We start from the raw sequence: 26335 nt of genomic DNA on the forward strand, positions 1-26335 counted from the left end.
CGGGTGCCGCCCGCCTCGGCGCAACCCCTATGCGGGGATGCCGATATAAATAAGAAGGCGTTGCGCACTCTATTATATGAATGACGAATGCACAGGCGGAAAGCTTCATGACCTTCACGATCGCCATAGACGGGCCGGCTGCGGCGGGCAAAGGAACCCTGTCGCGCAGGATTGCCGAGACCTATGGTTTCCACCATCTCGATACCGGGCTGACCTACAGGGCGACCGCCAAGGCGCTTCTGGATGCGGGCCTGCCGCTCGATGACGAAGCCGTGGCTGAGAAGATCGCGCTGGAAGTCGATCTTGCGGGGCTCGATCGCGCCGTTCTTTCCCGGCACGATATCGGCGAGGCCGCATCCAAAATCGCCGTGATGACGCCGGTGAGGCGCGCGCTCGTGAAGGCGCAGCAGCGTTTTGCCGCAAAGGAACCGGGCACGGTGCTTGACGGGCGCGACATCGGCACGGTTGTGTGCCCGCAGGCGCCGGTGAAGCTCTATGTCACGGCCTCTGCGGACGTGCGGGCGCGACGCCGTTATGATGAAATTCTGGCCAATGGCGGCAGCGGCGATTATGATGCCATTTTCGCTGAAGTGAAAAAACGCGACGAGCGCGACATGGGCCGCGCCGACAGCCCGTTGAAGCCGGCTGAAGACGCGCACTTGCTAGATACGTCGGAAATGAGTATAGAGGCGGCGTTTCAGGCCGCGCGGACGATCATCGACGCCGCCCTGAAGAGATAGGTTTCTCGCGGAACGGCTTCCTGCCGTCTGCGTTTAGTCCGGAATTGCCCGAAGACATGTCCTTGCGCCGGAAAGCCTTTTGAAAAGGCGGGCATGGGGTCGGGTATCAACAACACTAGCCCACCGGCGCTTTTGTATTCGCCATTGCGCGGATGCAATCAGGAGATTTCATGTCAGTATCTACCCCCACGCGCGAAGATTTCGCAGCGCTTCTCGAAGAATCCTTTGCCTCCAACGATCTTGCCGAAGGCTATGTTGCCAAGGGTATCGTAACGGCAATCGAGAAGGACGTTGCCATCGTCGACGTCGGCCTCAAGGTTGAAGGCCGCGTACCGTTGAAGGAATTCGGCGCGAAGTCCAAGGACGGCACGCTGAAGGTCGGCGACGAAGTCGAAGTTTACGTCGAGCGCATCGAAAACGCTCTCGGCGAAGCCGTTCTGTCGCGCGAGAAGGCTCGCCGCGAAGAAAGCTGGGTCAAGCTCGAAGCCAAGTTCGAAGCTGGCGAGCGCGTCGAAGGCGTTATCTTCAACCAGGTCAAGGGTGGTTTCACCGTCGATCTGGACGGCGCTGTTGCCTTCCTTCCGCGTTCGCAGGTCGACATCCGTCCGATCCGCGACGTTACCCCGCTGATGCACAACCCGCAGCCCTTCGAAATCCTCAAGATGGACAAGCGTCGCGGCAACATCGTTGTTTCGCGCCGCACGGTTCTCGAAGAGTCGCGTGCTGAGCAGCGTTCTGAAATCGTTCAGAACCTTGAAGAAGGCCAGGTTGTTGACGGCGTCGTCAAGAACATCACCGATTACGGTGCGTTCGTTGACCTCGGCGGCATCGACGGCCTGCTGCACGTCACCGACATGGCATGGCGCCGCGTCAACCATCCTTCGGAAATCCTCAACATTGGCCAGCAGGTCAAGGTTCAGATCATCCGCATCAACCAGGAAACCCACCGCATCTCGCTCGGCATGAAGCAGCTCGAGTCCGATCCGTGGGATGGCATCTCCGCCAAGTACCCGGTTGGCAAGAAGATCTCCGGTACGGTCACGAACATCACCGACTACGGTGCATTCGTCGAGCTGGAGCCGGGCATCGAAGGCCTGATCCACATTTCCGAAATGTCCTGGACCAAGAAGAACGTCCATCCCGGCAAGATCCTGTCCACGAGCCAGGAAGTCGACGTTGTCGTTCTCGAAGTCGATCCGTCCAAGCGCCGTATCTCGCTTGGCCTCAAGCAGACGCTGGAAAACCCGTGGCAGGCATTTGCCTACAGCCATCCGGCCGGCACTGAAGTTGAAGGCGAAGTCAAGAACAAGACCGAATTCGGTCTGTTCATCGGCCTCGAAGGCGATGTCGACGGCATGGTTCACCTGTCTGATCTCGACTGGAACCGTCCGGGCGAGCAGGTCATCGAAGAGTACAACAAGGGTGACGTCGTCAAGGCCGTCGTTCTCGACGTTGACGTCGAGAAGGAACGCATCTCGCTCGGCATCAAGCAGCTCGGCAAGGATGCTGTCGGCGAAGCCGCTTCTTCCGGCGACCTGCGCAAGAACGCAGTCGTTTCCGCTGAAGTCATCGGCGTCAACGATGGCGGCATCGAAGTGAAGCTCGTCAACCACGAAGACCTCACCTCGTTCATCCGTCGCGCTGACCTTTCCCGTGACCGCGACGAGCAGCGCCCCGAGCGCTTCTCGGTTGGCCAGGTTGTCGACGCCCGCGTCGTCAACTTCTCGAAGAAGGACCGCAAGGTCATGCTTTCGATCAAGGCTCTGGAAATCGCTGAAGAGAAGGAAGCCGTCGCACAGTTCGGTTCGTCCGACTCGGGCGCTTCGCTCGGCGACATCCTCGGCGCGGCTCTGAAGAACCGCGGCGAATAATCGCTCCGATCTTTGAAATGAAGAACCCGCCGGAATTTCCGGCGGGTTTTTTGTTGGGTTCAACGGGCCTTGCCCGCTTGAGCGCGAAGGGTAAGGCTTCTCTCGACGTCATCCTCGGCCCTGTGCCGAGGATCTAATCACGTCGAATAAAATCAATCGGTCGCAGATCCTCGGGACAGGCCCGAGGATGACGTCGGCGTGATTGGCGCAACTTACATTCCAATCTGACCACGCCGAATTCAGAGCATGCCGCTCATCTTCAGATAATAATTTTCCGCGCTGTCGTCGGAAGCCACCGCCGTCGGGCTTTCCTGCGTGTCGATCCCGTCATTGGCGGCGATGCGCTCTTCTTTTTCGTCCTGACCGTCGGAATTATCAGCGCCGGCTTCGGCCTCGTCGTTTGCCTCATCCTCGGAAAATGGGCCGCCTCCGCGCGGCGGCGTTTCCGATTCATAGTCCTCATCCGCCGGAGGATAGGCGACAAGCGGCAGCGGTGTGCCGTCTTTTACCAGAGCCGCGGCGATCAACGATTGCGAAGCCGATTGCTCCAGCATCGCCATTCTCGCTTCCGGGTCCAGCACACTCCGAGGCAGCGGCTGGGCTTCGGGGCGTTGGGTCGCCGTTTCCGTTTCCTCACCCGAGGGGCGGGCGGCGGCTGTTGCGAGGGCCGATTTTTCGGGGGGCTGATCGTCGGACGGTTGCTGCGCAACACCCTGCGGCGCGGGCGGAGGCTCTTGCGTACCGGTCGGCTTGAGCGGAAGTTTGCCGGCGGTGGCGGCAAGCAGCAGGCTGTTCACGGTCTCGGCGTCGTCTGCGAACAAACCTGATGGCGGGGTAAGGCCCGTGCGGATTTCTTTCTGCTCCGGCTTCATCGTCTCCCGATGCGGAAGGGCAGGGCGGGCTTCGCCGGTCTCGGCGCGGGGCGGATTTGCCGGGCGGGCCTCGGCCGACACTTCCTTCATCACGCTGCCGGTTTGTGGCGGAAGCGGACGTGCCGTGTTTTCGGCTCTTCCATCCGGCTTTGCGGCATTGGTCGGCGTATCATGTGTGTCGGCAGGCGGGGTGGAAAGCGTGGGCCGGGGGTCCAGTTGCGCCGTTAGCGCCGCCACCGTGGCTTTCATCGCTGCGCCACTGAGGGCGAGCGGCCCGATGAGCAGCGGCAGGAGCCGGCTGACGGTGGCGGAATTTGCCGCCTGCGCTGTCGCGGCCGGAGACGGGCGAGCTTCCGCATTCTGGCCCGGTGCGTTTTGCTGTTTCGGCTGGGCCGATTGCGCGGGGGCGGGATTGGAGGAATTGTTCTGCTGATAGGAGGAAACCACCGCCTTTGCCGCAAGGTCCGTTCCCTTGTAACGGGAAAGCTCGATCAGCAGCGCGAGGCGGGCAGCATCCGGCCCGGTCGGCTGTTTCAGGATTTCGGCGAGCATCGAAAGGGTCAGGCCCTGCAGGGCCTTGCCGACCTGCTGTTCCAGCGCCAGGCGTTGTGGCGCGGGCAGGGTGCGGAGCGCCTCCGTCAGCCGCGTCACATAGGTCTCTATGGCTTCGCCATCCCGCCGGGGCAGGTTCATCAGCTTGCCGAGCGCTTCCGCCAGAACGGCGGTGCTGCGCGAGAGCTGAAATTCGCTGGCAAGGGAGGCGATTGCCGCGCGGGCAAAAAGGCTGCTGTTTTCAGGGGCGGGAGTGTTCGGTTGCGGCGGTGCAGTCTGTTTCACCTGCTCGCGCGGTGTCAGTGAAACCGTGGTTCCATAGGCGGCATCGGTTGCCGCAATTTTCGGTACAGGCGGTAACATGCTGCGCTCCGTTTCTATCGGTGACCGCCGCTGGCTGCGAAAGGGCCAATCCCCATTGGCTCTGTGATCCGCATCTGGCTTGAATGTTGAAAAATCGCCGCGCCGGTGATGGACAGGTGTCATCTCGCCCGCTCATGCGGGAGCGCCGTATACGCCTCTGGCCGCAATGCCGGTTGCAGCGCATACAGAATCATCAAGCTCAATCTTGGCTTGCAGATATTAAGATTTGGCTAACCAACGAATTGCGCGTCCGGTCAGGGCGAAACGCCGATGAACATGCGGTAAAGACCGTTATCGTCGGAATTGACCGAGGAAATATGGTCGGGATCGCTGGGCGCCGTCTCAAAAGCTTCCGGCGGCATGGCATCGAGCCAGCTTGCCTTGGGAAGATTTCGATCCGGTTGAATGTTCACCGGTTCGATGAGGCTGTCTTCCTCAGCGGGCGCGGTGAAGGCCGCATCATCCGGAACGAGCGACGGGGCGGCCATGGATAGCAGCGCCTGCGCGGCATTGGGTTCTGTGTCGTAAACGGCGCTGCCGGATAGGCTGGAAATATCGGTCATGTCTGAACTCACATCATGTTTCGCTCAAGTGACGATCGGAAGCGGCAATCATGCCGCCTTTTTCTTCAGCAGTTCATAAAGGCCATTGTCGTCGATCGAGATCGGCAAAATGGCGTTGCGGGTGTCTTCGACAAGCGCCTGCGCATCGAGCAGTTTTTCGCCGTCGTCTTCCGCATCGGTCGGATCGGTGCCCGCGTCTGTCTCCGCCGGCTCATTTTCGTTTTCCGCCGGGGCGGCTTGCTCAGCAGGCGCAGCCGCAAGCACGGCGATCAGGGCCGTTTCCGACGATGTGTCGGCCGGCGCCTGCGGATCGACGCCTTCCGTTTTTTCGTCGCCGGAAGCATCGATATGCTCCTTCACGACGTCCTGAAGCTCCTGCACGTCTTCAAGCTTGCCCTGCGCATCGCGCGCCTGAATATCCTGTTCCCGCTCGGCCTTCACCTCGGCATCGTTGATTTCGCCGATACGATCTTTACCGCGTTCGGCCTGCAACTCTTCCCTGGTTTTGGGATCGGCGACATCTTCGAGACGCTGAATGACCTTCAGGGTTTCACGCGTCATGAAGCGGGTGCCCTGCGCCTGTTCGTCCAAGGCCTCCTTCACGGCGCGCGCCTCATCGCCATAAGGGTTGGCGATGGCGGAGATCATCTGCCGGGCGGAAACGCCGAGTTGTTTGAGGCCGGTCGATTCTTCCAGATCGTCGACGTTTTTCGGCAGGGTCGCGCGCGCCGCCATGATGGCTTTCGACATCTGCTCGCCGAAATCCTCTTCCGTGCCTGTGAGGCCTGCACCCTTTGCGATGCGGGCGGCAAGGGCGGCCATGGGATCGGTCTTGCTGTTGACGCCATTGTTCAGCACGTCCACGACCTCAGCCTCCGAAACGCCGAAGGATTTCAGGGAAATCTTCGTGGCTTTCCCCTGCGCATCGGTTTTTTCGAAGCTGTCGGTCAGGGTCAGCGCATCCTGAAGTCTTCGCGCGAAGGAAAAGCTCGATTCGTCCTTTTCCTGTGTGATGCCCAGAGCGGAGGAAAAGCGGGAGACGAGCGAGGCGAAGGCATCGGCATCCGGTTTCATCACGCCGAAGAGATAGGCGCTTATCTTCTCATTGGCGGTGCGCTGGCTTTCGTCCGGCTGCGGGTTTGTCTTGACCGCATCGTCCTTTTTGGTGCCGTTGGCCTTTTCCTGCTCTTCGCGCTGGCGTTCCTCGATGGTTTCGACCATCGAGCGCATGAGGTCGCTGACCGCAATGCCCGCCGTCTGCTGTAGCGGAGTAATCATCCCTCAAAGTCCCCGGCCGCCAAAGTTGCGGCCGAGAATAGGCAATTCTGGTAAATCAGTGCTTAAACCGGAGGCGGGCTCGCTCAGCTATGGGCGAAAATATCGGTTTCTTCCCAGCCGAGGAGGTCGAGCTTCGCGCGGGTCGGCAGAAAGGCGAAACAGGCGTCGGCATGGTCGAGGCGGCCGTCACGCACGAGACGACCTGTCAGCTTGTCGCGCAGCGCGTGCAGGTGCAGCACGTCGGAGGCGGCATATTCGAGCTGCGCCGGCGACAGGGTCTCGGCCGCCCAGTCGGAAGATTGCTGGGCCTTGGAAATATCGACTTCCAGCATTTCCTTAAGGTTATCCTTCAGCCCGTGCCGGTCCGTATAGGTTCGGGTCAGTCGCGAGGCGATCTTGGTGCAGAAGACCGGCGTGGTCGTCACGCCGAAGGTGTGGAACAGAACGGCGATATCGAAACGGCCATAGTGAAAAATCTTCTGGCGGGCAGGGTCGGCAAGCATCCGGACGAGGTTCGGCGCTTCCTTTTGATCGGCGGCAATGCGAATGACGTCCGCCGTGCCGTCGCCCGGCGAAAGCTGAACGACACAGAGGCGGTCTCGGCGCGGCACCAGTCCCAGCGTTTCCGTATCGATTGCGATGGCGCCGGTGTAACGCGCGGCATCTTCGGCGGAAATATCGCCTTCGTGGTAACGGATGGGTGCTGCCATGTCCTGCTCCAGAAATTCCAGTTTCTTGCTCCGGCTATAACGGAAAGAGCGGCGGGACGATACCGTTTTATCGGCTCGTCCGGTGCGTCACGCCGCATGGCCTTGGCACTTGCCTTTGCGAAAGCCCCCGGGTTAGGGTCGGGAAATCCTTTCCTGACAAATCGCATGAATTCCCGATGACAAAGAAAATCTATCTCGCCGGACCGGAAGTCTTCCTCCCGAACGCGCGCGAAATGCTCGATCTCAAGGCCTCGCTGGCGCGGGAAGCCGGTTTCACGCCGCTTTCGCCGGGCGATCTGCAAATTCCGCCGGCGGATACCAGGGTCGGTCACGGCTGCAACATCAATGCCGTCGATGAGCGGATGATGCTGGAAGCGGATGCGGTGATCGCCAACCTCACGCCGTTTCGCGGCATCGCCGCCGATACGGGAACCAGCTATGAGCTGGGCTTCATGTGCGCGCTGGGCAAGCCGGTTTTCGCTTATACCAATGTCGCGGCCAATCACTTCACCCGCATCAAGGCGCATTATGGCGGCGTCGCCACCCTGGATGAAACGGGCCGTTATCGCGGGCCGGACGGGCTGTCGATCGAGAATTTCGACATGGTCGACAATCTCATGCTGCATGGCGGGATTTTGCGGCGCGGCGGCGTCATCATCGTTGGCGATGCTCCCGAAGAGGCCTTGTATACGGATCTCGAGGCCTACAGGCGCTGTCTCGCGGCGGCGGCCGAAAAGTTACTGACACCGATTGACCCTGAAAAAACCAATAGAGTGGAGGCATCATCATGAGCGGAACCATCCTCATCACCGGCGCGACATCCGGCTTCGGACAGGCCACGGCGCGGCGCTTCGTCAAGGAAGGCTGGAAGGTCATCGGCACGGGCCGGCGGGCGGAACGGCTGGAGGCGCTTTCCGCCGAGCTCGGTTCCGCCTTTCATGGCCTCGCCTTCGACATCACCGACGAGGAGGCGACAGGAAAGGCGCTGTCCGGATTGCCGGAAGGCTTCCAGGATATCGACGTTCTCGTCAACAATGCCGGTCTCGCACTCGGCACCGCGCCCGCACCGCAGGTGCCCTTGAAAGACTGGCAGATCATGGTGGACACCAACATCACCGGTCTCCTGAACATCACCCACCATCTGCTGCCGACGCTGATCGGGCGCAAGGGTATTGTCGTCAACCTCTCGTCTGTGGCCGCGCATTACCCCTATACGGGCGGCAATGTGTATGGCGGTACCAAAGCGTTCCTGCGGCAGTTTTCGCTCGGCCTGCGTTCCGACCTGCATGGCAAGGGCGTGCGGGTGACATCCATCGAGCCTGGCATGTGCGAAACGGAATTTACGCTGGTGCGCACCGGCGGCAATCAGGAAGCCTCGGACAATCTCTACAAGGGCGTCAATCCGATCACGGCGGACGATATTGCCAACACCATCTACTGGGTCGCCTCGCAGCCCAAGCATATCAACATCAACAGCCTCGAACTCATGCCGGTCAACCAGTCCTTCGCCGGTTTCCAGGTCTATCGGGACAGCTGATTTTCCCGCGATTTTGGGGAGTGCTGAAAAACCGGGCAGGAATTTTCGAGCTATGCAGAAATGCAATGCTGCATTGCGAGACTTGCTCTGTTAAAAATCACGGATACCGCTATATTCAAATCATCGAAGCGACGCACTCCTCCTCCCAGCGTCGCTCGATGTGGATCGGTGGTACTCCTCCTCCCAATCACCGATCAAGTTTGAAGCCTGCCGCACCTCCTCCCGCGGCAGGCTTTTTCCTTTTTTGGGCGTCTTTTCCTTGAATATTTTTGGCCGTTTACTTCCCGTGCACCGGCTCGGTGCTGAAAACGGTCCGCAGTCTCCCCTTGGATTTCCGGGGGATTTTGAATTTCTGCGTCAAGGCAACGAATGTTGAAATCAGGCGTGCGTCGATCACATTTTCGTTATGTCTAGATAAATTTGCACAGTTTTGTGGTGGCGTGCCTTGCCGGGCCATTGCTTACCCCCCGCCCTGTGTTTAAGCATGGGCAAAAGAACGCTTGGGAGGTTGTCGGCACGCCTGTGTCTGCGGCCCGAAAGCGGCGGGGAGAGAATGGCAGACTTTCAAGAGGCGCTGAAGCGGTTTCAGCCGATCGCGGTTTCATCGATCGCTGAAGACGAGCTCAGGTTGCGACTACGCGGCCTGCAGGCGCGAATGATCCAGCAAAATATCAAGGCGGTCTGGCTCGATGCATCATCGTCGCTAACCTATTATACCGGCCTGTCGCTTGGTCTTTCCGAGCGCATTCACGGCGCCCTGGTGCCGGCGGAAGGTGTGCCGGTCTATGTCAGCCCGACCTTCGAGGAGCCGAAGCTTCAGACGCTCATCCGCATTGCGGGTGAGGTTGCCGTCTGGGAAGAGGATGAAAGCCCCTTCGACCTGATGGCAAGACGTATCGGTGACTTGACCTGTCCCGGTCATCTTGTCGCCATCGATCCGGCCACCCCCTTTGTCTTCGCATCGGCCCTCATGCAGCGTCTTGAAGGGCGCATCATTTCCGCCCAGCCGATGATCGTCGCCCAGCGGCAGGTCAAATCCGCAGCCGAGATCGCCATCATCCAGACGGCGATGGACGCGAGTTACGGCGTGCAGAAGGCCGTGTTCGAAGGGCTGCGTCCCGGCGTTTCCACCACGGAAGTCGCTGATTTCGTTAATGCGGCGCATGTCGCCCTTGGCCTGAAGCCGCTTTTCGTGGCGGTGCAGTTCGGCGAGGCGACGGCCTATCCGCATGGCGTGCCCCATGCGCAGACGCTCAGCGAAGGCGATATGGTGCTGGTCGATCTCGGCGGCATTCTTCACGGCTATCGTTCCGATATCACCCGCACCTATGTCTTCGGCAAACCGACGGAACGGCAGCGTTTCCTCTGGAACGCCGAGCGCGACGCGCAGGCGGCGGCCTTTGCCGCAGCCAAAGTCGGTGCTGCCTGCTCGGATGTGGACAGGGCCGCGCGCGACAGCCTGAAAGCGGCCGGTTTCGGCCCGGATTATCAGCTTCCCGGCCTGCCGCACCGCACCGGCCACGGGCTTGGGCTGGATATTCACGAAGAACCCTATATCGTTGCAGGAAATGCCACGGCGCTGGAGCCGGGCATGTGTTTTTCCATCGAGCCGATGCTGTGCGTTTATGGCGAATGCGGCGTCCGTCTCGAGGATATAGCCTATATGACGGAGGCGGGACCGCGCTGGTTCTGCCCACCGGAGAAGAACCTCGACCGGTTGTTTCAGCCGGTCGCCGGGTAATTGGTCGGGAGGCAAAGGACCGAACGGCGACACGGGGCTCCCATGTCGCTGCTGACCAGAAGAGGTAGGCCCCCGGACGGGGCCGCAGGAACTCAGAAAAAGAGGGAAAGGACCACCAGATGAAAACGCTGACCCGCAGTTTGCTTATCGCCTCTGCGATTGCGATCACTTCCGCCATGCCCGCCATGGCGAAGACCTTCGTTTATTGCTCCGAGGCATCGCCGGAAGGCTTCGATCCGTCGCCCTACACCGCTGGCGGCACCTTCGACGCTTCCGCGCATCCGGTCTACAACCGCCTGACCGAGTTCAAGAAGGGCACGACCGAAGTTGAGCCCGGCCTTGCCGAAAAATGGGAAGTTTCGAGCGACGGTCTGGAATATACCTTCCACCTGCGCAAGGGCGTGAAGTGGCACGCCAACGACAAGTTCACGCCGAGCCGCGAATTCAACGCCGATGACGTGATCTTCAGCTACGACCGCCAGCGCGATGCGAAGAACCCGTGGAACCAGTATATCGCAGGCATCACCTACGAATATTTCAACTCCATGGAAATGCCGTCGCTGATCAAGGAAATCGTCAAGGTCGACGATTACACCGTCAAGTTCGTGCTGACGCGTCCGGAAGCGCCGTTCCTCGCCAACATCGCCATGCCTTTCGCCTCCATCGTATCGAAGGAATATGCCGATACGCTGGAAAAGGCCGGCACCAAGGAAGACTTCAACAACCTGCCGATCGGCACGGGCCCGTTCAAGTTCGTCGCCTATCAGAAGGACGCGGTCATCCGCTACCAGAAGAACGCCGACTACTGGGGCGAAGCACCGAAGATCGACGACCTGATCTTCGCGATCACGCCGGACGCCGCCGTTCGTCTGCAGAAGCTGAAGGCCGGCGAATGCCACCTGATGCCTTACCCGGCACCGGCTGACCTTGCCGCCATCCGCGCCGATTCCAACCTCAAGCTCGATGAACAGTCGGGTCTGAACGTCGCCTACTTCGCCTACAACACCACCGTTGCGCCTTTCGACAAGCCGGAAGTCCGCAAGGCGCTGAACATGGCGATGAACAAGCAGGCGATCATCGACGCCGTGTTCCAGGGCGCCGGTCAGGTTGCAAAGAACCCGATCCCGCCGACGATGTGGTCCTATAACGACAGCATCAAGGACGATGCGTACGATCCGGAAGCGGCCAAGAAGGCTCTCGAAGCCGCTGGCGTCAAGGATCTGTCGATGAAGATCTGGGCAATGCCGGTTCAGCGTCCTTACATGCCGAATGCACGCCGCACCGCCGAACTCATCCAGGCGGATTTCGCCAAGGTCGGCGTCAAGGCTGAGATCGTCTCCTATGAATGGGGTGAATACCTCAAGAAGTCGACCGAAGTGAACCGCGACGGCGCCGTCATCCTCGGCTGGACCGGTGACAACGGTGATCCGGACAATTTCATGGGCGTTCTGCTCTCCTGCGCTTCGGCAGGCGAAGGCGGCACGAACCGTGCGCAGTGGTGCAACAAGGAGTTCTCCGAGCTGATTTCCAAGGCGAAGCAGGCGACTGACGTTGCCGAGCGCACCAAGCTTTACGAGCAGGCGCAGGTGATCTTCAAGGAACAGGCTCCGTGGGCGACGCTTGCGCATTCCACGCAGTTCGTTCCGATGTCCGCCAAGGTTTCCGGCTTCACCATGAGCCCGCTTGGCGACTTCACCTTCGAAAACGTCGACATCGCGGAATAATCCCAAACAACGGACGCGCGGAAGAACCCTGTTCTTCCGCGCGTCTTTTCAGGAAAAAGCCATGATCCGGTTCATTCTCGGCAAACTTCTCTATCTCGTTCCGACATTTCTCGGGATCACCTTTGTCGCCTTCTCCTTCGTGCGCGTCCTGCCGGGAGATCCCGTGCTGCTGATGGCGGGCGAACGCGGCATTTCACCCGAACGGCATGCGCAGCTTGCCGAACAGCTCGGCTTCAGCCAGCCCATCTGGCAGCAATATCTTCATTTCCTCGGACGGCTGCTTCAGGGCGATCTCGGCAATTCGCTAGTCACCAAGAAGCCGGTTCTCACCGAGTTCCTGTCGCTCTTCCCCGCGACGGTCGAGCTTGGTCTCGTCGCCATCATCATCGCAACCTTGATCGGCGTGCCGGTCGGCGTCATCGCCGCCATCCGTCGCGGTTCCTGGTTCGACCAGATTTCCATGACGACCGCGCTCGTCGGCTTCTCCATGCCGATCTTCTGGTGGGGGCTGCTGCTCATCATCATGTTCTCCGGCATCCTGCAATGGACGCCGGTGTCGGGCCGCATCTCGCTGATGTATTTCTTCCCCTCCGTCACCGGTTTCATGCTGATCGACAGCCTGATTTCGGGCCAGAAGGGCGCCTTCGCGTCGGCCTTTTCGCATCTCATCCTGCCCTCCGTCGTGCTCGCCACCATTCCGCTGGCGGTGATTGCGCGCCAGACGCGCTCGGCCATGCTGGAAGTCATGGGTGAGGATTATGTGCGCACCGCCCGCGCCAAGGGCATGTCGTCCGCCCGCGTCGTCGGCATTCATGCGCTGCGCAACGCCATGATCCCGGTCATCACCACCATCGGCCTGCAGATCGGCGTGTTGATGGCTGGCGCCATCCTGACCGAAACCATCTTTTCCTGGCCGGGCATCGGCAAGTGGATGATCGATTCCATCTCGCGCCGTGATTATCCGGTCGTGCAGAGCGGCCTGCTCCTGATCGCGGGTCTGGTGATGATCGTCAACCTGCTCGTCGATCTGACCTATGGCCTCATCAATCCGAGGATCCGTCACAAATGACCGATGTGATCACCACCCCCGGCGTCCGCCTTTCGGACGCCGCCATCCGCCGCCGGATGCTTGCCGATTTCTGGTTCTATTTCCGCCAGAACCGCGGCGCCGTCATCGGGCTTGCCGTCTTCATCCTGCTTGTGCTGGTGGCGATCTTCGCGCCCATCCTTGCCCCGCATGATCCGACACAACAATATCGCGATGCGCTGCTCGTCCCGCCGGTCTGGCAGGAAGGCGGCCGCGCCGGCTTCTTCTTCGGCACCGACGCGGTGGGCCGCGACATGCTGTCCCGCCTGATCTACGGCGCGCAATATTCGCTGTTCATCGGCGTCGTCGTCGTCTCCATCGCCCTTGTCGGCGGTATCGTCATCGGTCTCGTCGCCGGCTTCTTCGGTGGCTGGGTGGATACCGTCATCATGCGCGTGATGGATGTCATTCTGGCGTTTCCGTCGCTGCTTCTGGCGCTGGTTCTGGTGGCGGTCCTCGGGCCGGGTCTCACCAATGCCATGATCGCGATTGCCATCGTCTACCAGCCGCATTTCGCGCGTCTGACGCGTGCGGCCGTCATGAGTGAGTTGAGACGAGAATATGTCACCGCCGCCCGCGTGGCCGGCGCCGGCAATATCCGGCTGATGTTCAAGACCATCCTGCCGAACTGCCTTGCGCCGCTGATCGTTCAGGCGACGCTTTCCTTCTCGTCCGCGGTTCTCGATGCCGCCGCTCTCGGCTTCCTCGGCATGGGCGCGCAGCCGCCCGCTTCGGAATGGGGCACGATGCTGGCGGAAGCACGCGAATTCATCCTGCGCGCCTGGTGGGTCGTGACCCTTCCGGGCCTGACGATCCTGATCTCGGTGCTCGCCATCAACCTCATGGGTGACGGCCTGCGCGATGCGCTCGATCCTAAACTGAAGCGGAGCTGAGCGATGAGCCTGCTGAAAATCAAGAACCTCACCGTCAAATTCGCCACCGCCACCGGCGCCTTCACGGCCGTCAACGGCATCGATGTCTCCGTGGACAAACACGAGGTGCTGGCCATCGTCGGTGAGTCCGGTTCCGGCAAGTCGGTATCGATGCTCGCCGTCATGGGGCTTCTGCCCGATACGGCGACGATCACCGCCGACGAGATGACCTTCGACGGCAAGAACCTTTTGGCCATGTCGCCGCAGGAGCGCCGCCGGGTGATCGGTCGCGAGATCACCATGATCTTCCAGGAGCCGGTCGCCTCGCTCAACCCGTCCTTCACGGTCGGTTTCCAGATCGAGGAGGTTCTGCGCCTCAATCTCGGCATGAGCGGCGCTGCTGCGCGTGCCCGCGCCCTGGAACTGTTCCGTGCTGTCGGCATTCCCGAGCCGGAAACCAAGCTCAAGGCCTATCCGCACCAGATGTCGGGCGGCCAGTGCCAGCGCGTGATGATCGCGATTGCGATCGCTTCCAAACCGCGCCTGCTGATCGCCGACGAGCCGACCACCGCGCTCGATGTGACGATCCAGAAGCAGATCCTCGATCTGCTGATGAACCTGCAGGCGGAATATGGCATGGCGCTGATCCTCATCACCCATGACATGGGCGTGGTGGCGGAAACCGCAGACCGCGTCGTCGTGCAATATAAGGGCCGCAAGATGGAGGAGGCGGATGTCTTGAGCCTGTTCGAGGCCCCGCAGCATCCCTATACCAAGGCACTGCTTTCGGCCCTGCCGGAAAATGCCACCGGCGACCGTCTGCCCACGGTTTCCGATTTCTTCGGCAAGGAGGGCGTTCAATGAGTATCGTTGTCGAAGGCAAGGGCATTACCCGCGACTATCACGTTCCCGGCGGCCTGTTCGGCGGCGCCAAGACGGTGCAGGCCCTTAAAGGCATCGACTTTACCGTCGAGCGCGGCAAGACGCTCGCCATCGTCGGTGAATCCGGCTCCGGTAAATCGACGCTGGCCCGCATCATCGCGCTGATCGATCCGGCATCCGGCGGTGAACTGAAGATCGAAGGCAAGCCGGTCGATATCGCCAGACGCCGTCCCGATACGGAGATGCGCTCCAAGGTGCAGATGGTGTTCCAGAACCCCTATGGCAGCCTCAATCCGCGCCAGAAGGTGGGCGACGTGCTGATGGAGCCGCTGGTCATCAACACCAAGATACCGGCTTCCGAGCGCCGCGAGCGGGCCGAAGCCATGCTGGTGAAGGTCGGTCTCGGTCCTGAGCATTTCAACCGTTATCCGCACATGTTCTCCGGCGGCCAGCGCCAGCGCATCGCCATTGCGCGCGCACTGATGCTGAACCCGGCGCTGCTGGTGCTGGACGAACCGGTCTCCGCGCTCGATCTTTCGGTGCAGGCGCAGGTGCTGAACCTTCTCGCCGACCTTCAGGAAGAATTCGAGCTGACCTATGTTTTCGTCAGCCACGATCTTTCGGTGGTGCGTTACATCGCCGACGATGTGATGGTCATTTCGAAGGGGGTGGCGGTGGAGCAGGGCACGCGCGAGGAACTCTTCGCCGACCCGAAGCATCCCTATACCCGCCAGCTTTTCGCCGCGACACCGATCACGGATGTCGATGCCATCCGCGCCCGCGTGGAACGCCGCAAGGCGGCACGGCTGGCAGCGACAGCCTGAAGACTGACGACCGAGGTTAAAAACAGGCCGGATTTCCGGCCTGTTCTTTTTCAGGACTTCAGGAAAGGCTCGATTGCCGCAAGTGCGCCCTGTTCCCGAATGTCGCGATAGGCGGCTTTCAGGGTTGGGACGAAGGTTTCGTTCCTGGGCAGGTCGCTGCCAAATGTGCGTTCGAAAGTCAGAAAACGGTCGACGACCGCATCCGGCGTCATTGCCAGTTGATCCGGCGCATCCCACTCCTTGAAAGCGGGATCGAGAATGGTGATCGGCTGCCCCTTTTCATTCTTGTCCGCGCAGGACCTGATCCAGAGCGCGACGGCGAAAATGACCGTCCGGCTTTCAGCCTTCTCCGCAAGCAATTCGCGCAAGGGGCCAAGAATGCGCAGCGGTACTTTCTGCGACGCATCGGAGGCGATCTGCATGGTCTTGTGCTGCAATGAGGGATTGGCGAAACGCTGCCGCAGGCCGGCTGCGAATTCCGCACCGTCGACGGCGGGATCGAGCGTCCGTTCGATCTCGCGCCAATAGGCGTCGATGAAATCGCGCACGGGCTTTTCACCCCACGCATCCGCCACCGTCGCAAGGCCGGCAATCTGGCCGATGGCGGCGATGGCGCTGTGGGAGCCGTTCAGCATTCTGAGCTTCATATGCTCGTATGGTTCGACATTGCCGACGAATTCCACGCCCGACTTCTCGAGCGCCGGCCTTCCATGCGGAAAACGATCTTCAATGACGAAACGGAAATAGGGTTCGGCCACCACCGGCCAGGCATCGCTGAGGCCGAGTGCGGTCGAAATCGCCTCCCGGTCCGCATCCGTGGTGGCGGGAACGATCCGGTCCACCATCGAGCAGGGGCAGGCAATATTGGTTTCAATGAAGGATGCCAGTTCCGGATCGGCCAGTTCCGCAAATTCCAGCAGCAGCTTTTGCAGCACATGGCCGTTGGCGGGCAGGTTGTCGCAGGACAGGAGCGTCAGGGGCTGAGAACCTTGCCTGCGCCTGCGCCGTGTGGCCGCAAGGATGAAGCCGAAGATGGAGCGCGGCCGCTCCGGGTTTTCAAGGTCATGGACGATATCGGGATGATCGCGCAGCAGGCTGCGGGAGGCGAGATTGGTCAGGTAACCTTTTTCCGTCACGGTCAGGGTGACGATGAGGACGCGCGGATCGGCCATCCGCTCCACCAGCCGTTCAGGCTCTTCCGTGGCGACGATGGTTTCGAGAATCGAACCGATCACGCGCAGGCGCTCGCTCTCCCCGTCTCGCAGGCAAAAGGTGTAGAGATTATCCTGCGGCTCGATGGCGTCGCGCGTATCCGAACTGCGCAGCGATGCGGCGACGATGCCCCATCGGGTTTCGCCGCGATTAAGGCAATCGTCGATGAAAACCGCTTGATGCGCCCGATGAAAGGCCCCGACGCCGAGGTGGACGATGCCCGGCGTGACGCTTTGGCGGTTATAGGCCGGTGTCGTTACGGATTGCGGCAGGCGGGGCAGGGTTGCAGCGGAAAGCCGGTCTGTCATCGATGCGAAATCCCCATGCGGAACGGGACGGTTGTGGCTCGCGCCGCTTTCGTTGCGGCGTCCGGCTTGTGGCGCATCATGTCGGTTCCTCCCCTTATATGCGGAATGATCAGGCGCCGGCCTCTTTGAGCAGCCTGACCTGGCGCAGCGTATTCTGGCGGCTGCGCTCGAGATGCCGCCACAGGGCATCGACGATCTGGGCCTTGCTGCCTGCGGCGATGGCATCGGCGATATTCTGGTGCTCCTCGACCGAGCGGGCGTAGTCGCCGAGGATCGAGACGAAAACCGTGTGGGTCTGGTCAAGAATGCGCTCATGCGAGCCGGAAATGACCGGAATGCGCGCGGCCGACACAAGGGTCGTATGGAAGCTGCGGTCGTAAAAAAGCGCTTTCGACAATTCGTCGAGCGTCGAGCCTTTGGCGAATTCGCGATGTTTCGCAAGGCTTTCCAGCAGTTCCGCGTGCAGCGCTCCATCCAGTTGCCCGGCGTCGAAGGCCACTTCCACGGCGCCTTTTTCGAGCAGCATTCTGGCGGCGTAAAGTTCCTCCACATCCTCCACGGTGAAATCGCGCACCACCATGCCGCGCCGGGAGGAATTGACCACCAGCCCATCGGCCTCGAGTTTCAGGCAGGCTTCCTTCACCGGCGTGGGGCTGATGCCGAGATCGGCGGCAAGCTCATTGGGCAGCAGGCGTTCGCCACCGCGCAATCTGCCGCTGACGATACGCGCGCGCAGTTCCTGATGCGCCTGTTCGGCGAGAGTGACTTTGACCAGCGAGTTCATGGCGGCATCATTGCTCAGCTTCGAAGGGCTGGCAATGGCTGAATATTAAAAATAAAAAATTTTTTATTTTACAAAGGCCATTTTTCCTTTAGCTCTATCCGTCATTGGGAGCCGGCTGCTGGAGGAGGGCGGTCTGGCAATTTCCCGAAAGCCCATCTGCGCGGCCCGTGGTCGCGGGGACGTGGCGTCTATTCCTCCCCGGAAGCGATCAAGCATCGAGGAATGACCGATCATGAAAATTACCGCTGTCGAACCTTTCATCCTGCACCTGCCGCTGACATCGGAGTCCATTTCCGATTCCACCCACAGCATCACCCATTGGGGCGTCGTCGGTGCAAAGATCACCACCAGCGATGGCCTTGAGGGCTATGGTTTTACCGGCACCCACGCGCATCTGCCGTCGGACAGGCTGATCACATCCTGCATCAGCGATTGTTACGCGCCCTTGCTGGTGGGGGAGGATGCATCGGAGCATTCGAGGCTGTGGACGAAACTGGCCCGTTATCCGGCGCTGCAATGGGTCGGCAGGGCGGGCATCACCCATCTGGCGCTGGCCGCAGTTGACGTTGCGCTCTGGGACCTGAAGGCGAAAAAGGCGGGCGTGCCGCTCTGGCACTATCTCGGCGGCGCGCGCACGGCGGCGGTGGAGGCCTATAATACCGATATTGGCTGGCTTTCCTTCACGCTGGAGGATTTGCTGACGGGCAGCGCAAGGGCGGTGGAGGAAGACGGTTTCACCCGGCTGAAGATCAAGGTCGGGCATGACGATCCGAATCTCGATATTGCCCGCCTTGCGGCCGTGCGCAAGCGTGTCGGTTCGTCCATCCGCATCGCCATCGACGGCAACGGCAAGTGGGATTTGCCCACATGCCAGCGTTTCTGCGCGGCGGCGAAAGATCTGGACATTTACTGGTTCGAGGAACCGCTCTGGTATGACGATGTGACGAGCCATGCGCGGCTGGCGCGCAATACTTCGATTCCGATTGCGCTCGGGGAGCAGCTTTACACGGTGGATGCGTTCCGCTCATTCATCGATGCCGGCGCGGTTGCCTATGTCCAGCCGGATGTGACCCGACTTGGCGGCATCACCGAATATATCCAGGTCGCCGATCTCGCGCTCGCCCATCGCCTGCCCGTGGTGCCGCATGCCGGCGAGATGAGCCAGGTGCATGTGCATCTGAGCTACTGGCACCCGGCTTCGACCATTCTCGAATATATTCCGTGGATCAAGGATCATTTCGAAGAGCCGATCCATGTGCGGGATGGCGTTTACAAACGTCCGGAGCACCCCGGCGCCAGCACCACGCCGCTGGCGGAAAGCTTCGCCCGTTATGGCAAGGCGGTGAAATGAGCAGCGGTATACAGCCCGGATTTTAAGGGAGGGAAAGCACGTTCTCCGTCATGCCGGACTAGATCCGGCATGACGGAGTGTGGATGATGCAATTTTTCCAAATTTAGCGCCAGCCGAGAGCCGGCGCTACCTGCTTGAGGATCGTCTCGATCACATGGGCGTTGTAATCGACGCCCAGCTGGTTCGGCACGGTCAGAAGCAGCGTATCGGCCTCGGCGATGGCCTCGTCGGCTTTCAGCTGTTCGATCAGTTTTTCCGGCTCGGCGGCATAGCTGCGCCCGAAGATCGCGCGCGTCTTGTCGTCGATATAACCGATCTTGTCATCGCCTTCGTTGCCGTAACCGAAATACGACCGGTCGCGATCATTGACGAGGGCGAAGATGCTGCGGCTGACCGACACACGCGGCTCGCGGGTGTGGCCTGCTTCCTTCCATGCTTCTCGGAAGGTGCGAATTTGCTGCGCTTGCTGAACATGGAAAGGCTCGCCCGTTTCGTCCGTCTTCAGGGTGGAGCTTTGCAGGTTCATGCCGAGCTTTGCCGCCCACACCGCCGTTGCATTGGAACTCGAACCCCACCAGATGCGCTCGCGCAGCCCTTCGGAATGCGGCTCCAGTCGCAAAAGGCCGGGCGGGTTGGGGAACATCGGGCGCGGATTCGGCTCAGCGAAACCTTCGCCCTTCAAAAGCTCGAGGAAGACTTCGGTGTGCTGACGCGCCATGTCTTCTTCGCTCTGGCCCTCGGCCGGACGGTAACCGAAATAACGCCAGCCATCGATCACCTGCTCCGGCGAGCCACGGCTGATGCCGAGCTGCAGGCGTCCGCCGGCGATGAGGTCGGCCGAACCGGCGTCCTCCGCCATGTAGAACGGGTTTTCATAACGCATGTCGATGACGCCGGTGCCGATCTCGATCTTTTTCGTGCGCGCGCCGACGGCAGCCAGCAGCGGAAAGGGCGAGGCAAGCTGGCGGGCGAAATGGTGCACGCGGAAATAGGCGCCGTCGGCACCCAGCTCTTCCGCCGCGACGGCGAGGTCTATCGATTGCAGCAGCGTGTCCGCAGCCGAGCGGGTCTGCGACTGGGGCGAGGGCGTCCAGTGGCCGAAGGACAGGAATCCGATTTTTTTCATGATGACCTTCCAGATGTCGGAGGATGCCGGTCTTCACAAACCGGCTTCGTTGTTGTCAGTCATATAGGCTGGCACGCGCATCCTCCAACCGGCCGCGTGTAGACACGGTGTCGCCGAAATGTGAACGATGGCTGTTCAGACCATCGTCCTGCGGTCGAGGATGAAGAGTTTTTCATGCGCGCGCGCCGTGGTGAGAATGAAGTCCATCAGCGAGCGTACACGCGGCACATTGGCAAGGTCTTGATGGCTCGTCAGCCAATAGCCCCGCCGCAGTTCCACCTCACCGGCAAGCACCATCTGCAGGTCCGGGAAACGCGCGGCGATGAAATTCGGCAGGATGCACAGGCCCCGGCCACTCAGCGTGGCCGTCAGCTGCGCGAAAATACTCGAGGACTGAAAGCCCGGACGCAGGCCGGGCAGCACATCGCGCATATAGTCGAGACCCGGCGAGAAGATCAGGTCCTGCACGTAACCGATGAAAAAGTGATCGAGCAGGTCCTCGCGCTTGGTGATTTTCGGTCGCCCGGCGAGATAGGAACGCGAGGCATAGATATGCAGCGTGTAATCGATGATCTGTTCGTTGATATAGGGACCGGCCTTCGGCGGATCGAGCGTGACGGCGACATCCGCCTCCTTTCGGGAAAGCGCCATGATCTGCTGGATCGTCACCATTTCCACCATGATGTGCGGATGGGTGACGGCGAAGTCTTTCAGCCTTTCCACGAAGAAAAAATTGGAAAAACCTTCAGGCGCGCTAAGGCGCACCACGCCGCGCAGCAGGCTGCCGCTTTCGGAAATATCCGATTGCAGCCTTTCCGCTTCCGCCTCGATACGCTCGACCGTATCCACCAGCCGCCGCCCGACGGTCGTGAGTTCATAACCGCGCGGGTTTCGCTCGAACAGCTTGGTTTTAAGCGAGAATTCCAGCCGGTCGATATGGCGGGAGACGGTGGCGTGGCTGGTGCGCAGGCTTCGGGCTGCCGATGAGAGCTGTCCGGTGCGGGCCACGGCCAGAAAATATTGCAGGTCGTCCCAGGTAAAAGGGGTGGCCATATTTGTCTCCCATCAAGAGTTCTGTTCAAAAATGAACAGTTCCTGTTCGCAATTTGATGATGCCCCGCTCTTGTGTCAACGGCCGAATTCGAGAAGTCTAGGCTCAGGATGCATCGCTTTGAGGAGGGCGGTGTGACCGTTCAGGTGCAATGGCATGCAGGTCCCCCACGCGGTTCGTTCACCGTTGCACAGACAATCTGAGGCTCGCAATCATCTCTGGGAGGAGAAGTCATGCGCAAGAGTATCGTTTTATCCACGGCCATGGCACTGGCCGCCGGCACCGCCGCTTATGCCGCCGAGATTTCGGACGGCAAGGTCAAGATCGGTATCCTGAACGACCAGTCGGGCGTCTACGCCAACTTTGGCGGTAAGTACTCTTACGAGGCCGCGAAGATGGCGGTTGAGGATTTCGGCGGCAAGGTGCTCGATGCGCCGGTGGAAGTGGTGACCGCCGACCACCAGAACAAGGCGGACGTCGCCTCCAATATCGCCCGCCAATGGTACGATACCGAACAGGTCGATTCGATCATGGAACTGACCTCGTCGTCGGTCGGCCTTGCCGTGCAGGCGCTGTCGAAGGACAAGAAAAAGATCACCATCAATACGGGTGCGGCAACCACCGAGCTCACCGGCAAGCAGTGCAGCCCCTATGGTTTCCACTGGGCCTATGACACCTATTCGCTGGCGGTCGGCACCGGCGGCGCGCTCGTCAAGCAGGGCGGCGACAGCTGGTTCTTCCTGACCGCCGACTATGCCTTCGGTTATTCGCTGGAAGAAAATACCGCCAATTTCGTCAAGTCCAATGGCGGTAAGGTTCTGGGTTCCGTGCGCCATCCGCTCGCAACGACGGACTACTCCTCTTTCCTGCTGCAGGCGCAGTCCTCGGGCGCGAAGGTCATCGGCCTTGCCAATGCCGGTCTCGACACCTCCAACGCCATCAAGCAGGCAGCCGAATTCGGCATCGTGGCGGGTGGCCAGCGGCTTGCGGCGCTTCTCTTCACGCTTGCCGAAGTCCACGGCCTCGGTCTTGAAGCCGCGCAGGGCCTGACGCTGACGGAAGGTTTTTATTGGGACCGCGACGATGAATCGCGCAAGTTCGGCGAACGCTTCAAGGAACGCACTGGCGCCATGCCGAACATGGTTCATGCCGGCACCTATTCCGCCGTGCTGCATTACCTGAAAGCCATCGAAAAGGCCGGCACCGACGATGCCGATGCCGTTGCCAAGGCCATGAAGGAAATGCCTGTCAACGACGTCTTCTCGAAGGACGGCCATGTGGCCGCCAATGGCCGCATGATCCACGACATGTATCTCATGGAAGTGAAGAAGCCGGACGAAAGCAAGCAGCCGTGGGATTATTACAAGGTACTGGCCACCATCCCCGGCAAGGAAGCCTTCATGGACCCCGCAAAGAGCGGTTGCCCGCTGGTAACGCAGTAAAGAAGAATAAAAAGGGGAAAGCTTGATGACGATCGCTCCCGCCCTTGCCGGGCAGGCCGAACCTCGCGTCGTTCTTTCGGCGCGCGGTCTCTCCAAGACCTTCGGCGCATTCGCGGCCGTGAAAAACGTCGATCTCGACGTCCACCATGCCCGCGTGCATGCGCTTATCGGTCCGAACGGTGCCGGCAAAACCACGGTCTTCAACCTGTTGACCAAGTTTCTCCAGCCGACAGGCGGGGCGATCACCTTCATGGGAACGGACATAACAAGGACGCCACCGGACAAGGTGGCGCGTCTCGGCCTCGTCAGGTCTTTCCAGATATCGGCGGTGTTTCCGCATCTGACGGTTCTGGAAAACGTGCGGGTGGCGTTGCAGCGGCCGAACAGCCTTGCAACGCAATTCTGGCTGCCGCTCTCCTCGCTCGACAGGCTGAACGCCCGAGCCGAGGAGCTGATCGCCATGGTCGGCCTGACACGGGAAAAACATGCGCTTGCGGCCGATCTTTCTTACGGCCGCAAGCGGGTTCTCGAAATCGCCACCACGCTCGCGCTCGATCCGAAGGTTCTGCTGCTCGATGAACCGATGGCGGGCATGGGCGGCGAGGATGTCTCCCATGTGGCCGAACTCATCCGCGAGGTGGCCAAAACCCGCGCGGTGCTGATGGTTGAACATAATCTGAAAGTCGTGGCCGATATCTGCCACCACGTCACGGTTCTGCAGCGGGGTGAAATTCTGGCGGAGGGCGATTATGCCGCCGTTGCCGCCGATCCGCGTGTGCGCACGGCCTATATGGGCACGGAGGAGGCTTGATATGGCGGCAATGCTCGAAGTCTCCAACCTGAAATCCTGGTACGGTGAAAGCCAGGCCCTACACGGTGTCGATCTGACGGTCGGCGAGGGTGAAACCATCACCATTCTCGGCCGTAACGGCGTGGGGAAGACCACGACGCTGCGCACCATCATGGGCATCATTCGCAACCGCAAGGGCGTCATCAAGCTGGCCGGCAAGGATCTGATGCCGGTGCCGCTGCATCGCACGGCGAAATACGGCCTCGGTTTCGTGCCGGAAGAGCGCGGCATCTTCGCGACGCTGAGCGTCGAGGAAAATCTGAAGCTGCCGCCCGTCGTCGCATCCGGCGGCATGACGCTCGATGAGATATACGAGTTGTTTCCCAATCTCTACGAACGCCGCACCAGCCCCGGCACCAAGCTTTCCGGCGGCGAGCAGCAGATGCTGGCCATGGCGCGCATCCTGCGCACCGGGGTGAAGGTGCTGCTGCTTGATGAACCGACCGAGGGACTTGCCCCTGTTATCGTGCAGCGCATCGGCGAGGTGCTGCAAAAGCTGAAGAGCCGCGGCATGACCGTTGTTCTGGTCGAACAGAATTTCCGTTTTGCCAGCCGTATCGCCGACCGTTTCTACCTGATGGATCACGGCCAGATGGTTAGCAATTTTCCGGTCAGCGAGCTTTCCGGCCGCATGGGCGAGCTCAACAAGGTGCTGGGGGTTTAACGATGACGATGATCTTCGGCGTTCCAATTCAGGCACTGCTCGGGCAATTGCTGGTGGGCCTCATCAACGGGTCGTTTTATGCGCTGTTGTCGCTTGGCCTTGCCGTCATTTTCGGCCTGCTGCGCGTCATCAATTTTGCCCATGGCGCGCAATATATGCTCGGCGCTTTCGTCGCCTTCCTCGGCCTGCAATATTTCGGCATCAATTTCTGGGTGGCGCTCATCGTCACACCTTTCGTCGTGGCGCTTTTCGGTGCGATCGTCGAACGCTTCCTGCTGTCACGGCTTTACGATCTCGATCCGCTTTACGGGCTGCTATTCACCTTCGGTCTGGCGCTGGTGGTGGAAGGCACGTTCCGCTGGCTTTATGGCGCGGCGGGCCAACCCTATTCGGTGCCGCGCGAGCTTGCCGGCGGCACCAATCTCGGCTTCATGTTCCTGCCGAATTACCGCGCTTTTGTCGTCGTCATTTCGCTCATCGTCTGCATCGCCACCTGGGCGTTGATCGAAAAGACGCGGCTTGGCTCCTATCTGCGCGCTGCGACGGAAAACCCGACGCTGGTGCAGGCTTTCGGCATCAATGTGCCTGTTCTCCTGACGCTGACCTACGCGCTGGGAGCCGGCCTTGCCGGTTTCACCGGGGTTCTCGCCGCGCCGATCTATCAGGTCTCGCCGCTGATGGGCACGAACCTCATCATCGTCGTCTTTGCCGTGGTCGTGGTCGGCGGCATGGGGTCGATCATGGGCGCCATCGTCACCGGTTACATGCTGGGTGTCGCCGAAGGCTTGACCAAGGTGTTCTACCCGGAAGCCTCCAACATCGTCATCTTCGTCATCATGGCCTTTGTGCTGCTCATCCGCCCCGCCGGACTTTTCGGAAAGGACGCCTGATATGTCCAAAGCCACCCATAGCCCCACTGCCGGTACGATACCGCAGACGGAAGTGTCCGCGACTGCCGGAACCATCAAGACTGTGCTAATTCTCGCGGGGCTTGCCGTCCTCATCGCCGCGCCGATGTTCGTTTATCCGATCTTTCTGATGAAGCTCCTGTGCTTTGCGCTGTTTGCCTGCGCCTTCAATCTGCTGATCGGTTACACCGGACTGCTGTCCTTTGGCCATGCGGCGTTTTTCGGCGGTGCAGCCTATTTCACCGCCTATTCGGTGAAGGAATGGGGCGTGACGCCGGAAATCGGCCTTGTCATTGGCATGGCGGGTGCGGCGCTGCTCGGTCTCGTTATCGGCTTCTTCGCCATTCGCCGTCAGGGCATCTATTTCGCCATGATCACGCTGGCGCTGTCGCAGATGTTTTATTTCTTCTGCCTTCAGGCGCCCTTCACCCATGGTGAGGACGGCTTGCAGGGCGTGCCGCGCGGCCATCTCTTTGGCCTTCTCGATCTCAATGCGCCGCTCAACATCTATTACACGGTGCTGGCCGCCTTTGTGTTGGCGCTTCTTGTCATCTGGCGTTTCGTCAATTCGCCCTTCGGCATGATCCTGAAATCCATACGCGAAAACGAACAGCGCGCCATTTCGCTGGGCTACAGCGTGCAGCGCTACAAGCTCGGCGCTTTCGTGATGTCGGCGACGCTGGCCGGTCTCGCGGGCGGTCTGAAGGCGCTGGTCTTCCAGTTCGCGACGCTGACGGATGTGACCTGGCAGATGTCCGGTGAAGTGATCCTGATGACGCTGCTCGGCGGCATCGGCACCATGATTGGCCCGATTTTTGGCGCGGGTCTCGTCGTCACGCTGCAGAACTATCTCGCGACATCGGATTTCCCGGTCACCATCATTACCGGCCTCGTTTTCATGGCCTGCGTTCTGGTGTTCCGACGGGGTCTTATCGGCGAATTTTACGCGTCGCGGCTTGGGAGAAAACTCGGCTTCCAGCACCGCGGCTAAACATTTTTGAAAACACAGACAAGGCCTCCTCC

General features: G+C 60.5%; 24 protein-coding genes. 16 read left to right on the forward strand and 8 right to left on the reverse strand.

What is annotated here, in order from left to right; translation table 11 throughout:
* The first annotated feature begins 80 nt into the window (after positions 1-80).
* Both cmk and rpsA read left to right on the forward strand, forming a co-directional pair.
* A complete protein-coding gene (gene cmk, locus ACQZ5N_RS19550; RefSeq protein WP_161987950.1) occupies positions 81-740 on the forward strand; it encodes a (d)CMP kinase in 660 nt (219 codons plus the stop codon).
* A gap of 170 nt (positions 741-910) precedes the next feature.
* Positions 911-2611, forward strand: a complete 1701-nt coding sequence (gene rpsA, locus ACQZ5N_RS19555) for a 30S ribosomal protein S1 (RefSeq protein WP_003522474.1) — start codon at positions 911-913, stop codon at positions 2609-2611.
* 239 nt (positions 2612-2850) lie between these two features.
* Here rpsA and ACQZ5N_RS19560 read toward each other — a convergent pair whose 3' ends face one another.
* The 4 genes from ACQZ5N_RS19560 to ACQZ5N_RS19575 all read right to left on the reverse strand — a co-directional run bounded on the left by ACQZ5N_RS19560 (position 2851) and on the right by ACQZ5N_RS19575 (position 6949).
* The gene (locus ACQZ5N_RS19560) at positions 2851-4398 is read right to left on the reverse strand and encodes a hypothetical protein (protein ID WP_448733855.1); all 1548 of its coding nucleotides are present in this window, start codon (positions 4396-4398) and stop codon (positions 2851-2853) included.
* 254 nt (positions 4399-4652) lie between these two features.
* On the reverse strand, positions 4653-4961 hold the full coding sequence (locus ACQZ5N_RS19565; RefSeq protein WP_448733856.1) for a hypothetical protein: 309 nt from the start codon (positions 4959-4961) through the stop codon (positions 4653-4655).
* A gap of 48 nt (positions 4962-5009) precedes the next feature.
* The gene (locus ACQZ5N_RS19570) at positions 5010-6239 is read right to left on the reverse strand and encodes a hypothetical protein (protein ID WP_269831883.1); all 1230 of its coding nucleotides are present in this window, start codon (positions 6237-6239) and stop codon (positions 5010-5012) included.
* Positions 6240-6322: 83 nt separating this feature from the next.
* Positions 6323-6949, reverse strand: coding sequence for a ribonuclease D (locus ACQZ5N_RS19575; protein ID WP_448733857.1), 627 nt, complete (start codon positions 6947-6949; stop codon positions 6323-6325).
* 176 nt (positions 6950-7125) lie between these two features.
* On the opposite strand from ACQZ5N_RS19575, the gene ACQZ5N_RS19580 reads away from it, so the two are divergent.
* From ACQZ5N_RS19580 to ACQZ5N_RS19615, 8 genes are all read left to right on the forward strand, one after another.
* The gene (locus ACQZ5N_RS19580) at positions 7126-7740 is read left to right on the forward strand and encodes a nucleoside 2-deoxyribosyltransferase (RefSeq protein WP_059756911.1); all 615 of its coding nucleotides are present in this window, start codon (positions 7126-7128) and stop codon (positions 7738-7740) included.
* Positions 7737-8486, forward strand: a complete 750-nt coding sequence (locus tag ACQZ5N_RS19585; RefSeq protein WP_448733858.1) for an SDR family oxidoreductase — start codon at positions 7737-7739, stop codon at positions 8484-8486. Before ACQZ5N_RS19580 ends, ACQZ5N_RS19585 begins: the two co-directional genes overlap by 4 nt.
* Positions 8487-9039: 553 nt before the next feature.
* Complete coding sequence (locus ACQZ5N_RS19590) at positions 9040-10227, forward strand: M24 family metallopeptidase (RefSeq protein ID WP_448733859.1); 1188 nt, start codon at positions 9040-9042, stop codon at positions 10225-10227.
* Positions 10228-10346: 119 nt separating this feature from the next.
* Entirely contained in the window at positions 10347-11951 is a 1605-nt protein-coding gene (locus ACQZ5N_RS19595) for an ABC transporter substrate-binding protein (protein WP_137453361.1), read from the forward strand.
* Positions 11952-12012: 61 nt separating this feature from the next.
* Entirely contained in the window at positions 12013-13020 is a 1008-nt protein-coding gene (locus ACQZ5N_RS19600; protein ID WP_003522483.1) for an ABC transporter permease subunit, read from the forward strand.
* Positions 13017-13931, forward strand: a complete 915-nt coding sequence (locus ACQZ5N_RS19605; RefSeq protein WP_137453360.1) for an ABC transporter permease subunit — start codon at positions 13017-13019, stop codon at positions 13929-13931. The genes ACQZ5N_RS19600 and ACQZ5N_RS19605 overlap by 4 nt, the downstream gene beginning before the upstream one ends.
* 3 nt (positions 13932-13934) lie before the next feature.
* A complete protein-coding gene (locus ACQZ5N_RS19610) occupies positions 13935-14774 on the forward strand; it encodes an ABC transporter ATP-binding protein (RefSeq protein WP_003522485.1) in 840 nt (279 codons plus the stop codon).
* Positions 14771-15616 carry an ATP-binding cassette domain-containing protein gene (locus tag ACQZ5N_RS19615; protein ID WP_003522486.1) on the forward strand — a complete coding sequence of 282 codons (846 nt, stop codon included), beginning with the start codon at positions 14771-14773 and terminating at the stop codon, positions 15614-15616. The genes ACQZ5N_RS19610 and ACQZ5N_RS19615 overlap by 4 nt, the downstream gene beginning before the upstream one ends.
* A gap of 50 nt (positions 15617-15666) precedes the next feature.
* Here the strand turns inward: ACQZ5N_RS19615 and ACQZ5N_RS19620 are convergent, their stop codons facing one another.
* Both ACQZ5N_RS19620 and ACQZ5N_RS19625 read right to left on the reverse strand, forming a co-directional pair.
* Entirely contained in the window at positions 15667-17136 is a 1470-nt protein-coding gene (locus tag ACQZ5N_RS19620) for a mannitol dehydrogenase family protein (protein WP_448733860.1), read from the reverse strand.
* A 109-nt stretch (positions 17137-17245) separates the two neighbouring features.
* Complete coding sequence (locus ACQZ5N_RS19625; protein WP_020809100.1) at positions 17246-17920, reverse strand: GntR family transcriptional regulator; 675 nt, start codon at positions 17918-17920, stop codon at positions 17246-17248.
* A 232-nt stretch (positions 17921-18152) separates the two neighbouring features.
* Between ACQZ5N_RS19625 and ACQZ5N_RS19630 the strand changes: the two genes are divergently transcribed.
* Positions 18153-19271 carry a mandelate racemase/muconate lactonizing enzyme family protein gene (locus ACQZ5N_RS19630; protein ID WP_448733861.1) on the forward strand — a complete coding sequence of 373 codons (1119 nt, stop codon included), beginning with the start codon at positions 18153-18155 and terminating at the stop codon, positions 19269-19271.
* Positions 19272-19374: 103 nt separating this feature from the next.
* Here ACQZ5N_RS19630 and ACQZ5N_RS19635 read toward each other — a convergent pair whose 3' ends face one another.
* Together ACQZ5N_RS19635 and ACQZ5N_RS19640 are read right to left on the reverse strand one after the other, a co-directional pair.
* Complete coding sequence (locus tag ACQZ5N_RS19635) at positions 19375-20397, reverse strand: LLM class flavin-dependent oxidoreductase (protein ID WP_003522491.1); 1023 nt, start codon at positions 20395-20397, stop codon at positions 19375-19377.
* A gap of 135 nt (positions 20398-20532) precedes the next feature.
* Positions 20533-21450 (reverse strand): LysR family transcriptional regulator, encoded by a 918-nt coding sequence (locus ACQZ5N_RS19640; protein ID WP_059756893.1) that lies wholly within the window; start codon positions 21448-21450, stop codon positions 20533-20535.
* Positions 21451-21681: 231 nt separating this feature from the next.
* On the opposite strand from ACQZ5N_RS19640, the gene ACQZ5N_RS19645 reads away from it, so the two are divergent.
* From ACQZ5N_RS19645 to ACQZ5N_RS19665, 5 genes are read left to right on the forward strand one after another with little or no spacing between them, the layout of a single operon-like run.
* A complete protein-coding gene (locus tag ACQZ5N_RS19645) occupies positions 21682-22890 on the forward strand; it encodes an ABC transporter substrate-binding protein (RefSeq protein WP_059756891.1) in 1209 nt (402 codons plus the stop codon).
* A gap of 25 nt (positions 22891-22915) precedes the next feature.
* Positions 22916-23701 carry an ABC transporter ATP-binding protein gene (locus tag ACQZ5N_RS19650; RefSeq protein ID WP_059756888.1) on the forward strand — a complete coding sequence of 262 codons (786 nt, stop codon included), beginning with the start codon at positions 22916-22918 and terminating at the stop codon, positions 23699-23701.
* 1 nt (position 23702) lies between these two features.
* Positions 23703-24404, forward strand: a complete 702-nt coding sequence (locus ACQZ5N_RS19655) for an ABC transporter ATP-binding protein (RefSeq protein WP_448733862.1) — start codon at positions 23703-23705, stop codon at positions 24402-24404.
* Between the two features lie 2 nt (positions 24405-24406).
* On the forward strand, positions 24407-25294 hold the full coding sequence (locus ACQZ5N_RS19660; RefSeq protein ID WP_003522496.1) for a branched-chain amino acid ABC transporter permease: 888 nt from the start codon (positions 24407-24409) through the stop codon (positions 25292-25294).
* Position 25295: 1 nt separating this feature from the next.
* Positions 25296-26303 carry a branched-chain amino acid ABC transporter permease gene (locus tag ACQZ5N_RS19665; RefSeq protein WP_137453354.1) on the forward strand — a complete coding sequence of 336 codons (1008 nt, stop codon included), beginning with the start codon at positions 25296-25298 and terminating at the stop codon, positions 26301-26303.
* Positions 26304-26335 lie beyond the last annotated feature (32 nt).

This window comes from Agrobacterium sp. 22-221-1 (genome assembly GCF_053522445.1).